The 15190-nt window shown below is 47.3% G+C and carries 11 protein-coding genes and 1 tRNA gene; 2 read left to right on the top strand and 10 right to left on the bottom strand.

The features are described from left to right. Window positions 1–240: 240 nt before the first annotated feature. Window positions 241–1353: an ABC transporter ATP-binding protein gene (locus ACESZH_RS08780; protein ID WP_373214278.1), complete on the top strand. Its 1113-nt coding sequence runs from the start codon at window positions 241–243 to the stop codon at window positions 1351–1353. 94 nt (window positions 1354–1447) lie between these two features. Next, window positions 1448–2530 carry a PucR family transcriptional regulator gene (locus ACESZH_RS08775; protein WP_373214280.1) on the top strand — a complete coding sequence of 361 codons (1083 nt, stop codon included), beginning with the start codon at window positions 1448–1450 and terminating at the stop codon, window positions 2528–2530. 40 nt (window positions 2531–2570) lie between these two features. Here ACESZH_RS08775 and ACESZH_RS08770 read toward each other — a convergent pair whose 3' ends face one another. From ACESZH_RS08770 to ACESZH_RS08725, 10 genes are all read right to left on the bottom strand, one after another. Then, entirely contained in the window at window positions 2571–3380 is an 810-nt protein-coding gene (locus ACESZH_RS08770) for a hypothetical protein (protein WP_373214282.1), read from the bottom strand. A gap of 28 nt (window positions 3381–3408) precedes the next feature. After that, window positions 3409–4905, bottom strand: coding sequence for a glycerol kinase GlpK (gene glpK, locus ACESZH_RS08765; RefSeq protein ID WP_373214284.1), 1497 nt, complete (start codon window positions 4903–4905; stop codon window positions 3409–3411). Window positions 4906–4920: 15 nt separating this feature from the next. Continuing rightward, window positions 4921–5823, bottom strand: coding sequence for an undecaprenyl-diphosphate phosphatase (locus ACESZH_RS08760; protein WP_373214286.1), 903 nt, complete (start codon window positions 5821–5823; stop codon window positions 4921–4923). A gap of 132 nt (window positions 5824–5955) precedes the next feature. Continuing rightward, entirely contained in the window at window positions 5956–9171 is a 3216-nt protein-coding gene (carB, locus tag ACESZH_RS08755; RefSeq protein WP_373214287.1) for a carbamoyl-phosphate synthase large subunit, read from the bottom strand. Then, window positions 9171–10247, bottom strand: a complete 1077-nt coding sequence (locus ACESZH_RS08750; protein WP_373214288.1) for a carbamoyl phosphate synthase small subunit — start codon at window positions 10245–10247, stop codon at window positions 9171–9173. The genes carB and ACESZH_RS08750 overlap by 1 nt, the downstream gene beginning before the upstream one ends. A 509-nt stretch (window positions 10248–10756) precedes the next feature. Then, window positions 10757–10840 (bottom strand) — tRNA-Leu (locus ACESZH_RS08745). A gap of 98 nt (window positions 10841–10938) precedes the next feature. Beyond that, window positions 10939–11403 carry a signal peptidase II gene (locus ACESZH_RS08740; RefSeq protein WP_373214290.1) on the bottom strand — a complete coding sequence of 155 codons (465 nt, stop codon included), beginning with the start codon at window positions 11401–11403 and terminating at the stop codon, window positions 10939–10941. Then, the gene (locus ACESZH_RS08735) at window positions 11400–11981 is read right to left on the bottom strand and encodes a zinc ribbon domain-containing protein (protein ID WP_373214292.1); all 582 of its coding nucleotides are present in this window, start codon (window positions 11979–11981) and stop codon (window positions 11400–11402) included. The genes ACESZH_RS08740 and ACESZH_RS08735 overlap by 4 nt, the downstream gene beginning before the upstream one ends. Window positions 11982–12027: 46 nt before the next feature. Further along, on the bottom strand, window positions 12028–13458 hold the full coding sequence (clpX, locus tag ACESZH_RS08730; protein WP_373214294.1) for an ATP-dependent Clp protease ATP-binding subunit ClpX: 1431 nt from the start codon (window positions 13456–13458) through the stop codon (window positions 12028–12030). Between the two features lie 137 nt (window positions 13459–13595). Next, a complete protein-coding gene (locus ACESZH_RS08725) occupies window positions 13596–15125 on the bottom strand; it encodes a trypsin-like peptidase domain-containing protein (RefSeq protein WP_373214296.1) in 1530 nt (509 codons plus the stop codon). Window positions 15126–15190: the final 65 nt, after the last annotated feature.

The following is a 15190-nucleotide window of genomic DNA, read 5'->3' as shown; positions in this document are numbered from 1 at the left end:
CAACCATGTATCGCCATGCCTTTTGCACTATTAGCCATGATTTTGCCAGCCCTGCTGCATGTACCGCCCTTTGTCAGATTGACGAAAAACTGCTTCTGTTTTTTTCGTCAGATTGACAAGAAACCTGAAAAAAGTTTGTACGATTCTTCTCTAGCCCTTTTTCCGTGTTTTCGCTATACTAGCACTAGATGAAAGAGCATCGTAATTAATTAACCATAACAAAAATTTGGAGGAAAAATCATGGCAAGTTTATCATTACAGCACATTAACAAAACTTATCCTAACGGCTTCCAGGCAGTTAAGGACTTTAACCTTGAGATCGAAGACAAAGAGTTTATCATCTTTGTAGGACCATCCGGATGTGGTAAATCTACTACTCTTCGTATGGTAGCTGGTCTGGAAGAAATCTCCAGCGGTACCTTAAAAATTGGTGATAAGGTTATGAACGATGTAGAGCCGAAGGATCGTGATATCGCAATGGTATTCCAGAACTACGCTCTGTATCCTCATATGACAGTATATGATAACATGGCTTTCGGTCTGAAACTTCGTAAAGTTCCGAAGGACGAGATCGACAAAGCAGTTAAGGAAGCAGCTAGAATCCTTGACCTTGAGAAACTTCTTGATCGTAAACCGAAGGCTCTGTCCGGTGGTCAGAGACAGCGTGTTGCTATGGGACGTGCTATCGTTCGTAATCCTAAGGTATTCCTTATGGATGAGCCGCTGTCCAACCTGGATGCAAAACTTCGTGTACAGATGCGTATCGAGATTTCCAAGATCCACCAGAGACTGGGCGCAACCATCATCTACGTAACACATGACCAGACAGAGGCTATGACCCTTGGTACCAGAATCGTTGTTATGAAAGATGGTATCGTTCAGCAGGTTGATACACCTCAGCACCTGTATGATCAGCCAGGCAACCTGTTCGTAGCAGGATTCATGGGATCTCCGCAGATGAACTTCCTGGATGCAAAGATCTCCCAGAAGGGCAATGATATCATCGCAACAGTTGGCGAGTACGATGTACTTGTTCCGGCAGCTAAGGGCAAAGCTCTGAAAGATGGCGGTTATGTTGGCAAAACTGTTGTTTTAGGTATCCGTCCTGAGGATATCCACGATTCCAAGGCATTTATTGAGTCTTGCCCAAGCGCTCCGATGACTTCTACCGTTAAGGTTTACGAGCTTCTTGGTGCCGAAGTATTCCTGTACTTCGATGTAAACGGAACTCAGGTTACAGCACGAGTCGACCCACGTACAACTTCCAAGACCGGCGACACCATCAAATTTGCTTTCGATATGGAAAAATCTCACTTCTTCGACAAAGAGAGCGAACTGGTTATCTGCAACTAATATCGAAAAATCTATCCGCCCGGGGAATTTTTCCCCGGGCTTTTTCAGATGATATCCGGTGAAAAGCTCACCTACAGACAGAAAGGATAATCACATGAAAATATTGCAAATACTGCAGAAGTGTCTGGACGACTGGAAAAATATCAGCCATCTTGATTTCTGCCTGCTGAATACAGACGACAGTATTTTTGTTACAACCTGCGACAGAAAGCTTCCCACCGCCAAAATAGAAGAATTTAAAGACAGTACGGCCCTGTGTGTATCAAACACCGGATGCTGTTTATATAAGATCATTGAAAATCACCAGCTTCAGTATGTACTTGTGGTCTGGGGAAATGGCGAATCGGTTTCTACCATCGGAGAACTGGCTGTCTGCCAGATTGAAAGCCTGCTCACGGCTTATGCGGAAAAGAGCGATAAAAATGTTTTTATGCAGAATCTCCTGCTGGATAATTATGGGGAGGTAGATGCCTTTAACCGTGCAAAGAAGCTGCACATCTCCACCTCTGTACGGAGAGCTGTATTTCTGGTGGAAACAAAGCAGAATAAAGACGAAAATGCGCTGGCTACCATCCGCAATATTTTCTCTGCCAGGACAAAGGATTTTATCACTGCAATCGATGATTCGGGAATTATTATTGTACGGGAGCTGCAGGATACGGATTCTTATGACACTTTGCGGGGAACCGCTCACATGCTGGTAGACATGCTGAACACCGAGGCCATGACTTCCGCATGGGTAGCATACGGCAATATAGCCGCTGATATCAAGCAGCTTTCCAGCGCATACAAGGAAGCACGGACTGCACTTGAAGTAGGAAAAATCTTTTATGCTGAAAAAAACGTTTTCGGGTACAACCGCCTTGGAATCGGAAGGCTGATCTACCAGCTTCCTGTCGATATCTGCGAAATGTTCATTGACGAATTTTTCAAGGAAGAATCCCTGGATTCCATTGATGAAGAAACCCTGATCACTATCCGTACCTTCTTTGAAAATAACCTGAATCTCTCAGAAACCTCAAGACAACTTTATGTACACCGCAATACTCTTGTATACCGTTTTGAAAAGCTACAGAAAAAATTTGGTCTGGATATCCGAACCTTTGAGGATGCCCTGACCTTCAAGCTTGCCATGATGGTGGTGGATTATATTAAGTATTCCAAAGGAACTGATTAGAAAAAGGCCCTGCCATTGCCTGGCAGGACCTTTTTCTTTCTCATCCCTGGCTCCACTCTCCGTTTTCATCCCATACAATGGAATCTCCGGAATCACTGTCATCGCTGCTGTCGTCATCACTGTCGTCGCTGTCATCATCACTATCATCGCTGTCATCTCCTCCGACAACATCATGGTCATAATGATAATCAGAATCATCACTACTGTCATCAGAATCGGAATTATCTGTTCCCGGATTATCGTAATACTGGATGGGCACATCACTGTCATCATCATCAACATCATTGCCAGAGTCGTAGCTGCTGGTATAATTATCTTTTGTATCTTTTTCACTTTTTGAACTAAGACTCATGTATGTCAGGTAATAAATTCCCTGGTCACTATCTTTTTTCAGGCTTGCCCTTTCCATATCGAAGAGCTTCACATTGTAAATCTCATATGTATTACTGTTTGCATCCACGAAACGCATGTCATATGTGACATCCTCCCCTGACTGAGACTGGTAATACATCCGAACCTGCTCTGCTGCCTTCACGGAGCTTTCTCCGGTGATGAGATTCTTTCCCCACTCCCCACTGTCGGAGGACTTTATATAAAGTCCGCGAATCCTGCCTTCCGTATTGTTGGTGAGGTAGATAAATTTGGACCCTGCTGTTTTTGTTCCGATCATGCGCGGTGCAGATGTGGCGGTGGGCATTGGCGTAGGCGTTGCCGGTACAGGTGTGGGTGTGGCTGTTACCGCCAGAACAGGAGTCGGCGTAATTTCTGCTGCCTTATCCTTCTTTCCGCAGCCTGCTGTCATAAGAGCCAATCCTGCTGCAAGCATCATAACTGTCTTCTTGTATCTCATAACGATCACTCCCCTTAATAATCCAATACTATTCCTCTTTTGCCCAGTCAAAGGTACACTTTACAGCTTTATTCCAACCTTTAAGCTTCCTCTGACGTTCCTCTTTTGTGATGGTGGAATGGAAGGACTTCCCTACAGCCCAGTTCTGCTTCAATTCCTCCGAATCCTTCCAGAATCCCGTGGCAAGTCCCGCCAGATAAGCGGCTCCCAGCGCCGTTGTCTCAATGCAGCTTGGCCGTACCACCTCTGAATCCAGAAGATCTGCCTGGAACTGCATCAGGAAGTTATTGGCGCTTGCTCCTCCGTCAACTCTCAGAGAGCTTAAATGCACTCCCGCATCCTTTTCCATTGCCACGATCACATCATTTACCTGGTAAGCCAGGGATTCCACGGTGGCACGGATCAGATGCGCTTTTCCAGCACCTCTGGTAAGTCCCAGGATCGCGCCTCTGGCATACTGGTCCCAGTATGGCGCACCCAGCCCTGTGAAGGCCGGAACCACATACACGCCGTTGGTATCCGGCACAGAAAGACAATATTTTTCGGAAGCGGGCGCATTTTCCAGAATGCCCACTTCATCGCGCAGCCATTGAATAGCCGCTCCTGCCACAAACACACTTCCCTCCAGTGCATAGCCCGGGGTTCCGTCCCCGTTCACTGCGATGGTCGTAAGTAGCCCATGACTGGATTCCACGGCCTTTTCCCCAGTGTGCATCAGTAAGAAGCAGCCTGTGCCATATGTATTCTTTACATCTCCCGAATCAAAACAGCACTGTCCGAACAGAGCAGACTGCTGGTCCCCTGCCGCTCCCGCTATGGGAATCCTGCCGCCGATCAGGTTTTCATTTGTATAGCCGTAAACACAACTGCTGGGCTTTACCTCAGGCAGCATACAGGCAGGGATTTCAAGACGCTTCAGGATTTCCTCATCCCACTGCATTTTATGTATGTCGAAAAGCATGGTACGGGACGCATTGGTGTAATCCGTCACATGTACCTCTCCCTTTGTCAGCTTCCAGATCAGCCAGGTGTCCACAGTACCGAACAGCAGGTTGCCCTTTTCTGCCTCCTCCCGGGCGCCATAAACATTGTCCAGAATCCATTTGATCTTTGTACCGGAAAAATAGGCATCTGGAATCAGCCCCGTCTTTTTCCGGATCGTCTCAGTAAATCCATCCCTTTCCAGCTCATCGATCATATCCGCCGTTCTGCGGCACTGCCACACAATAGCCGGGTAAATGGGATTTCCCGTTCTTTTGTCCCAGACAATGGTTGTTTCCCTCTGGTTGGTGATGCCGATAGAGTGAATATCCTGCGCATCGGCGCCAATTTTCCCCATGGCTTCAATGGCTACGGACATCTGTGAGGACCAGATTTCATGGGGATCATGCTCCACCCAGCCCGGTTTTGGGTAAAACTGGGTATATTCTTTTTGCGCCACACTGCACATATTCCCCTGTTTGTCAAACAGGATACAGCGCGAGCTTGTGGTTCCCTGGTCCAACGCCATCACGTATTTTCCCATAGTATGTACCTCTCTTTATGATAACAATGTTTTTCCAATAAAGTATCCCAATACAAGAACACCAAGAACGATCCTGTACCAGCCGAATGCCTTGAAATCGTGCTTCTTTATGTATCCCATCAGGAATTTAATTGCAAGAATGGATACCACGAACGCTACCACCATGCCCACCAGCAATATGATCACCTCTGTGGTAGTAAATGCCAGACCGAATTTTACAATCTTCAAAAGGCTGGCACCGAACATAACCGGAATCCCTAAAAAGAAGGTAAACTCCGCTGCCACAGTACGGGAGGTTCCCACCAGGATTCCGCCGATGATAGTGGAACCGGAACGTGAGGTTCCCGGCACCACAGAAAGCACCTGGAAACAGCCGATGAGAAAGGCCGTTTTAAAGGATAGATCCTCAATGCTTGTGCAGGAAGGTGTTCTCTTATGATTGTAATTCTCGATCACGATAAACAGAACACCATATACGATCAGCGCAATTGCAACCACAACATAGTTCATAAACTTTTCTTCGATCACGTCATTAAATGGCAATGCGATCACAATAGTCGGAATACAGGCCACTACGATCTTAAACCACAGGATCCATTTCTCCTTATCGCAGAACCGTTCCACAAAAGTAAGAATGACCTGTGCCCACTTAGGCTTTTTCTTAATCGCAAGCTCTGTGCGCCTTGGAAGCTTTTTTATGTAAAATGGCCACAGCTTATTCCAATATAGCACCACCACCGCAAGGATGGCTCCAAGCTGGATCACCACCATAAATACGTCCTTAAAGTCCTTCGACACATCCAGCTTAATAAACTCATCCACAAGTATCATGTGCCCGGTGCTGCTGATGGGAAGCCATTCTGTGATTCCCTCCACAATGCCAAGCAGGATTACCTTTAAAAATTCTATAACGCTCATTTGTTCCCCTTTCTCTTTACAGGTTCTCTTTATTAGAACGAGGACGGAGATAAAAATGCTTCCCCGTCCTCTTAAGTATATTACACATTATTCTGTTCGTAAACTTAAAAAATTATTTTTTTGCGCCTCAATCTACCGTCTCGCTATGGTTGCTATGTCGATCAGCGTCAGGTTATTTACGTCTGTATTCTCCAGACTGGTAACCAGAGCCTCCGCAGTATCCAGGCTTGTAAGCACATTCACACCTGTCTCAATGGCATTGCGGCGGATCACAAAGCCGTCCTTCTGATGCTCGATACCCTGCGGCGGAATGTCGATTACCACGTCAATCTTATGTCCCAGGATCAGGTCCATAAGGTTCGGAGAAGGCTGCTCCAGCTTGTTGGTACGGATCACTCTCACGCCATTTTCCTTTAATGCCCTTGCGGTTCCCCTGGTGGCATAAATGCGGTAGCCCAGAGCTTCAAATCTTTTTGCAATGGGAACAACGTCCTCTTTTTCCTCATCCCTGACCGTAATAATCATGTTCTTATGCTTCGGCAGTCGGATTCCGGCTCCCAGGAAGGCTTTATACAAAGCTTCATTAAAGGTTTCCGCAATGCCAAGGCACTCACCTGTCGATTTCATTTCCGGTCCAAGGCTGATATCCGCGCCTCGGATCTTCTCAAAGGAGAATACAGGCATCTTGATGGCAATATGCTTTGCTTCCGGCTGTAAGCCCGGCTCATAGCCCATATCCTTTAATTTGTGGCCCAGAATAACCTTAGTGGCAAGAGGTACGATCGGAATTCCTGTTACCTTGCTGATATAAGGTACTGTACGGCTGGAACGCGGATTCACCTCAATGACATAAACCTCCTCGCCGCACACAATAAACTGGATGTTGATCATACCCACAACATGAAGGGCCTTTGCCAGACGGCGTGTGTACTCTGCTATCGTTGCCTTCGCTGTCTCGCTGATGGTCTTTGCAGGATATACGGAAATACTGTCACCGGAATGGATACCTGCGCGCTCAATATGCTCCATAATACCTGGGATCAGGATCTCCTCGCCGTCGCAGACCGCATCCACCTCGATCTCTTTTCCCATCAGGTATTTATCTACAAGGATCGGATGCTCCTGGGCAATCTGATTGATCACGCCGATATATTCCTCTACATCCTCATCGCTGACTGCGATTCTCATGCCCTGGCCGCCCAGTACGTAAGAAGGACGTACCAGAACCGGATATCCCAGATCGTTTGCAGCTTTCTTTGCTTCCTCTGCTGTGAAAACCGTATGTCCCTTTGGTCTTGGGATCCGGCACTGCTCCAGGATCTCGTCAAACAGTTCTCGGTCTTCGGCTGCATCCACATTTTCTGCGGAGGTTCCCAGGATTTTTACACCCATCTTTGTGAGAGCCTCGGTAAGCTTGATCGCAGTCTGTCCGCCGAACTGCACAACCGCACCGTCCGGTTTCTCAATATTTACAATATTTTCCACATCCTCGGGAGTCAGCGGCTCAAAGTACAGCTTGTCCGCAATGTCAAAGTCAGTGCTGACGGTCTCCGGGTTGTTATTAATGATAATGGTTTCAAAGCCTTCCTTTGCAAATGCCCAGGTACAATGAACAGAGCAGAAGTCAAACTCAATACCCTGTCCGATCCGGATGGGACCGGAACCAAGAACAAGGATCTTCTTTTTATCCGGCGTGGCAACCGCTTCATTCTCTGTCTCTCCATCGCCGTATACGGAGTAGTAATACGGTGTTGCTGCTGCAAACTCAGCGGCACAGGTATCAACCATTTTGTAAGCTGCACGAATGCCGTACTCTGCGCGCATGTCCTTGATCTCCTGCTCGGTTCTCCCTGTCAGACGCGCGATCAGGTAGTCCGGGTATTCCAGACGTTTTGCTTCCAGAAGCAGCTCTCTCGTCAGCTTTCTTGTCTTTAAGGCGGTTTCCATACCTACCAGAATGGCGATCTTATCAATAAACCAGAGGTCGATCTTTGTAATGTCGTGGATCATGGACTGGGGCATTCCCCGGCGGATTGCTTCTGCGATCTTCCAGATCCTGCGGTCATCCACGATCTCCATCTCCTCCAGAAGCTCCTCATCCGTAAGCTGTGTGAAGTCGTAGGACATCAGGCTGTCCACATGCTGCTCCAGGGAACGGATGGCCTTCATCAGCGCACCTTCAAAGTTATGGCAGATACTCATAACCTCTCCGGTAGCCTTCATCTGGGTGGTCAGGGTTCTCTTTGCGGTGATGAACTTGTCAAACGGCAGACGCGGGATTTTTACAACACAGTAGTCCAGCATCGGCTCAAAGCTTGCATAGGTTTTTCCTGTAATGGCGTTTGGAATCTCATCCAGGGTGTAGCCCAGCGCGATCTTTGCCGCAACCTTTGCAATGGGATATCCCGTCGCCTTACTTGCCAGAGCAGAAGAACGGCTTACACGGGGATTTACCTCAATGACACAGTATTCAAAGCTGTCCGGCTTCAGAGCGTACTGCACGTTACAGCCGCCTGTAATGCCAAGCTCAGTGATAATGTTCAGGGCAGAGGTACGGAGCATCTGGTATTCCTTATCCCCAAGTGTCTGGGAGGGAGCTACTACGATGGAGTCACCTGTGTGAACGCCTACCGGATCAATGTTCTCCATGTTACAAACCGTGATGCAGTTTCCGGCGCTGTCGCGCATTACCTCGTACTCGATCTCCTTCCATCCTGCAATACAGCGTTCTACCAGAACCTCTCCCACGCGGGAAAGACGAAGGCCGTTTTCCAGGATCTCACGAAGCTCGTATTCGTTGTTGGCAATACCGCCGCCGCTTCCTCCAAGGGTATAAGCGGGACGCAGAACAACCGGATAGCCGATGGAATTGGTAAATGCAAGACCGTCCTCCACAGTGGTAACGACCTTTGACGCTGCAACCGGCTCTCCGATTTTTTCCATGGTATCTTTAAATTCCTGACGGTCCTCTGCCTTTTTGATGGTCTCAGCAGTGGTTCCGATCAGACGGACATTGTGCTCCTTTAAGAAGCCTTTTTCGTCCAGCTCCATGGCAAGGTTCAGACCTGCCTGACCTCCCAGTGTGGGAAGGACGCTGTCTGGTTTTTCTTTGATAATAAGCTGCTCTACCACTTCCACAGTCAGCGGCTCAATGTAAACTCTGTCTGCAATGTCCTTATCAGTCATAATGGTAGCCGGGTTGGAGTTCAGAAGGACCACCTCCATGCCCTCTTCCTTCAGGGAACGGCACGCCTGGGTTCCTGCGTAGTCAAACTCAGCAGCCTGACCGATGATGATAGGGCCGGAGCCAATAACAAGTACCTTTTTGATGTCTTTATTCTTCGGCATTATTTGTTCCCTCCCATCATATTAATAAATCTGTCAAATAAATAGCCGGAATCCTGCGGTCCCGGGCACGCCTCCGGATGGAACTGTACGGTGAAAATGTTTTTCCCTTCATATGCCATCCCCTCATTGGTGCCGTCGTTGACGTTCACAAATGCAGCGTGTGCGATTTTTTTCTCCTCCAGAGCTTTTGCATCCACTACATAGCCGTGATTCTGGGAAGAGATGTATACTCTTCCGGTTTCCAGATCCTTTACAGGGTGGTTTCCGCCTCTGTGTCCGTATTTCATCTTATAGGTGTCTCCGCCTGTTGCCAGTGCCATAAGCTGATGTCCCAGACAGATGGCAAAGATGGGAACCTGGGAGTCATAAAGCTTCTTTACCTCTTTGATGATGGAGGTGCATTCTTTTGGATCTCCAGGGCCGTTGCTCAGCATGATGCCGTCCGGATCATCTCGTAAGATCTCCTCCGCTGTGGTAAGTGCCGGATAAATGGTCACCTGGCAGCCTCTTTCATTCAGGGAACGGGCAATGTTCCGTTTTGCCCCAAAATCCATAAGCGCAACCTTAGGACCGTCGCCTTTTAAAATCTCTTTTTCGCGGCAGGTTACCTTTTCTACTACTTTTCCTGTTGTATATGCTTTTAACTGGGGGATGATTGCATCTAAGTCATAATTTTCATTGACCGTAATCATACCGTTCATGGTACCTTTTTCGCGAAGGATTTTCGTTAATGCTCGGGTATCAATTCCGGCGATGCCTGGAATATCATGTTTATTTAAGAAATGCTGAATGGTGTCCACGCTTCTGAAATTGCTGGGAATTCGGGATAATTCACGGACGATAAAACCATCGATCCAGGGTTTTCCGGATTCCTGGTCGTCATAGCAGATTCCATAATTTCCAATCAAAGGATAAGTCATGCAGACTGCCTGTCCTGCATACGATGGGTCGGTCATTACTTCCAGATAACCGGTCATGGAAGTATTGAAGACGATTTCACTGATGACTTCCCTGGTTGAACCGATACTGGTTCCGGTAAAAACATGGCCGTCTTCTAATATCAGAAATGCTTTCATACAATCTCCCTTTCTTACGTTTCTCTTATTTTATCCTAAATCTTCAAGATTGTATCACAAGCTATGTCTTTTTTCAACAGAATCGCACGCTAAAAATAATTCTGTTACACTCAAAATATTTTCGCCCCGGATTTTACTCCGGGGCGTTCAATACGATTCCGCCTTGTGGATCAGTCCAAATCGTGCTATACTGTTTGCACGGAACAATCGTGTTACAGGGTGGCTTGGCCTTTCATTTTACATAAGGTGGGAGGTGATGCGGATGAAAAATCAATTTGACTTCAATGATTTGATGCAGTTTGGTTTATTCATTATTGCGTTACTGACCTTCATTTATTTGATCAGTCATTAACACAGCAAAACCGCCCTTGTACTTTGGCGAGTAAGGGCGGCTTAAAAAACTAAACTTACGAGGTCAACCCCTTGTGGGCGGTTGTTCCTCACTTATACTATAGCATATGCTGCTGCAGGATTCAAGCTGAATGTTCTCTTCTACAGACAAAAAAGAATGCAGGAGATGGGACTTGAACCCACACGATCTTGCGACCACAGGCACCTGAAGCCTGCGCGTCTGCCAATTCCGCCACTCCTGCATTTCTGTTTATCAATCGCTGTTTCGCGACTGCTTGATTATAATACCTCATCTCAGAAAAAATGTCAACAGGAAAATCGAAAAAAATTCAAAAAATTTCTATTTTTTTCTTTTTGGCAGAAATGAACCCAATAGCCACAGAAAAGCACCGCCCATGATACAGAAGTCAGAAATATTGAACACAAGCTTTCTGATTTTCTCATTCTTTACCCCAAAGCTCACGTAATCTGTGACATATCCTTTGTTTCTGCGGTCCACATAATTGCTTAAGCCTCCCCCGAGGATCATGGCAAGACCTGCCCTGGAAAGCTTTCTGCCGCCATGTAAAACCTGGCGCAGATATTCTCCCAGAACGCCTCCCAAAGCCACGGAGGACAGTTCCAGACAATTCTCTTTTCCAAGCTTAAACATTCCAAAAGCAGCCCCTTCATTGTGGCAATTCCGGAGGATTACCCTTCCTCCCAAAAATTCCCGGTTACTTCCCTGAAGGCAGGTGCTGTCCACCCGTTCCTTCAGCTTGTAATCCAGAATAAAAATTCCGCCTATGAGGAGAATTCCCATCATTCAGACTTCACTTCCTCTTCCACTGGTTTTGGGATTTCCTGTTCCACGCTCTCGTCCGCTGCTGTTTCTGCGGGCTGCTCTGTTTCTTCTGATACTGCCTCTTCCCCGGCTGTCTCCGGCTCGCCTGCTTCCTCTGCAGGCTCATCGCTCCCGCAGTCACAGGGATTTCCTTCCGTGTCTACAACCTCTCCCTCTGCCTTCTCCGGTTCCGGTGTAGGACAGGGTGCGCCGCAATAGGGGCAGAAGGATACGCTTCTGTCTACTGCCTTCTCACATGCCGGACAGATCTTACGTCCTTTAATCTCTGCTGCTGCATCCCGGTAGCCCGCAATGATCTGCATGTGCTGGTCGATCTCCTCACAGATAACCTTCAGCTCCTCATCGATTTCCCCACCGTCTTTGTAACGCTGATAGAGCAGGTTGCCCATATCGGCTTTCAGCTTCTCTACCATATGTTCTTCTCCCGCAAGGCGGTTCCGTATCTTCTGTGCCTCGTAGATCTGGCCTGCACGTTTGCTCAGATCCTTACTTGTCCTTGTGATCGTATTGCTCAATTCATCAAAAAAATCGTATCCCATAGCTCCTGTCTCCTTTACATTAAAATAGTTTGCCTATTGTTACTCCTTATTCGGCACTGCACAAAAGCGGAACCTCCTGCCCCCGCAGAAGAATCCTCGGGCCGCCCGTTCCATCGATATACTCTCTGGTTATGATAACCTGACCGATGCTGTCATCCTTTGGAATTTCGTACATGATATCAAGCATATATTCCTCCAGGATTGCACGCAGTGCTCTGGCTCCTGTTTTTTTCTCCATGGCTTTTGCCGCAATTGCGCGCAGCGCACCATCCTCAAATTCCAGCTTCACCTCATCCAAAGCCAGAAGCTTTTGATATTGCTTAAGAATGGCATTCTTCGGCTCCTTCAGTATCTGTACCAGCATATCCTCTGTCAGCCCCTGCAGGGTAAAGATCACAGGCAGACGTCCGATAAATTCCGGGATCATACCGAAGCTGCGGATATCGTCCACAGTCACCTTTTCCAGAATATGCGGATCGTTATCATATTTATCCTTCAAATCCGCATAAAAACCAATGGAAGCCTGTTTATTCAGCCTTTCCTTGATGATGCTCTCTAAATCCGGAAATGCGCCGCCGCAGATGAAAAGAATATTTCTGGTATTTACCGTGACCATAGGGACCATAGCATTTTTGCTGTTGGCTCCCACAGGTACCTCCACCTCGCTTCCCTCAAGAAGCTTCAGCAGACCCTGCTGAACCGCCTCGCCGCTGACATCCCTCTGATTTGTGTTTTTCTTCTTTGCAATCTTATCGATCTCGTCAATAAAGATAATTCCATGCTCTGCCTTTTCCACATCATTATCTGCTGCCGCCAAAAGCTTGGAAACCACACTCTCAATGTCATCGCCAATATATCCTGCTTCTGTCAGGGAAGTAGCGTCCGCTATAGCAAGGGGTACATCCAGAAGCTTTGCCAGCGTCTTTACAAGATAAGTCTTACCGCTGCCTGTAGGCCCGATCATCAGCATGTTGGATTTCTCTATCTCAATCTCATCCATGGCATCTGCTGCTACCCGTTTATAGTGGTTGTAAACAGCCACGGACATGACCTTTTTCGCCTTTTCCTGCCCGATCACATAATCGTCAAGTGTTGCCTTGATCTTGTGCGGTGCCGGAACTTTCTTTAAGTCAATGGCTGGCTTTTCCTGAGCCTTTTTCTTTTTTATTTTTTTCGGCTGGGGCGCTGTTCCCTGGAAATTGCTCAGATCGATCATGCTGATATTCGGCATATTCAAAAGGTCTGAATAATTCAGCTTGCCGTTGTTCATCTGGGTTGTCATGGTATCAAAGCTCTTCTGCATACAATCGCTGCAGATATGTATATTATTGGGAAGCTCTATCATCTTGCCCGTCTGGCTCTCCGGCCTGCGGCAGAGAAAGCAGAACCTCTCATACTCATCTTTATTCCTGTCATCCTGTCTGCTATCCGCATTTTCCTCGATCATGTCTTCTTTATCGTCTAAATAGTCTGTCATATTGACTCCTTTCTCAAAATTACAGCTACGTTCATTATAGCACGCTTTCTATCAATATAGAAATAAAGTTTTTATAAAAAGTGGGATGCTGTTATTTCACAGCATCCCGCATAATCCTCTATGGCTTTACGAAACCGTTATTCTTCTGCCGATGGTCTTGTGCCCAGAGTCACGGTCACGGTTTCCTCCTGGTATTCACCGTTATATAATCTGGCAACGACAATTTCAACCTCTTCTCCCGCAGTATAATACTGCAGCTTATCATTCAAATCCGCTTTTCCGCTGACCTTCTGTCCGTCTAATTTTGTAATAATGTCATTTTTCTGGATCCCGGCCGCATCGGCAGCTTCTCCGGCAGTAACCTCCATCACAAAAGCACCGGAAGGCATATTGTACATTCGGATAGCTTCCGTAGTCAGATCCGCTGGTTTTATACCCAGATAAGCTGCCTTTGACTGGTCGTCCACCTTATCCCGTGTCTTGCGGTTCATCAGCTCCTCCAGAATAGGCTGTGCCTTGGAGATAGGAATGGCATATCCTGTTCCCTCAACTGTATTCGAAGCATATTTTGCACAGTTGATTCCGATCAGTTCGCCACGCATATTCAAAAGTGCACCGCCGCTGTTTCCCGGATTGATCGCCGCATCCGTCTGGATCAATTCCGCAGCCGATCCATTGCTCATCTGTACCGTTCTATTCAGGGCGCTGACCCATCCGGAGGTTACGGTCTGACCGTAGCCAAGGGCATTTCCGATAGCAACTACCTGTTCTCCTACGATCAGATCATCCGAACTTCCAAGCTGGGCGATCTTGATCTCATTCATTGTTTCTTCCGGGATATCCTTTTTATTTACGGAAATCACCGCCAGGTCATTGTCTGCATCTGTTCCTTTGATCTTTGCGCTCACTGCATCATCAATATTTAAATCCCCATCGCCGCTTGCATAGCTCTGTGTCTCCTGTTCCGCAGTTACCACATCGCTGCCGATGAAGCATACGCTCAGTGTTGTAGCGCCCTCCACCACATGATTATTTGTAGCAATGAGCAGTTCATCATCATTCTCTCCAACTATGATTCCGGAGCCGCTTCCGGTAGTAGGATATTCCATTCCATATCCGAAAAAGCTGCGGATTTCCTGAATGCTTACAGAGGTAATGGCTACTACGGACGGCATCGCCGCCTGCGCAACACCAGCCACGGTACCGCCCTGGCTGACTGTATCCGCGATACTGGCCGCGGTATATTCTCCGCCTGTTACTGTTTCAGTCGTTGCCAGCGGCACCTGTTCAGATGCACCCAGGAATCTGTCCGATATCCTGTTTACTCCCTGAAATACCGCTCCGGCAACAAGACCGAAAACCACTGCCAGTGATATTACCGGCCCAACATTCTTTCGGAAAGTCCCTGCTTCTCTCTTTCTGCCGGCAGTACGGCGATGACGTTTCTCCGTTGTTTTGCCGCTGCCGCTATCCTCGGGCTCCTCCTGGCTCACCTGATAATGTGCATATCTGGGGGGTGTCTCCGTACTGTCCTTTGTATCGCCTGTATCCATTACACCTTTTGTAAATTTATAATGATAGGTCACATTTTCGTCTTTATTTTCGTCTCTTCTTGTATTTTCATCCATGGGGGCGGCGTCCTGATCCCATCTCATTTCATCGCTCATGTTTTTGCTCCCTTCATCCTGGTATCCCATATATCTTATTGATGAAATCAGTTTATCAACCAATT

The organism is Ruminococcus sp. 5_1_39BFAA (genome assembly GCF_964240875.1).
Lineage (GTDB): Bacteria > Bacillota > Clostridia > Lachnospirales > Lachnospiraceae > Blautia_A.
Note: the sequence above shows the minus strand (reverse complement) of the source record. Positions and strands in the feature narration are given on the sequence as shown.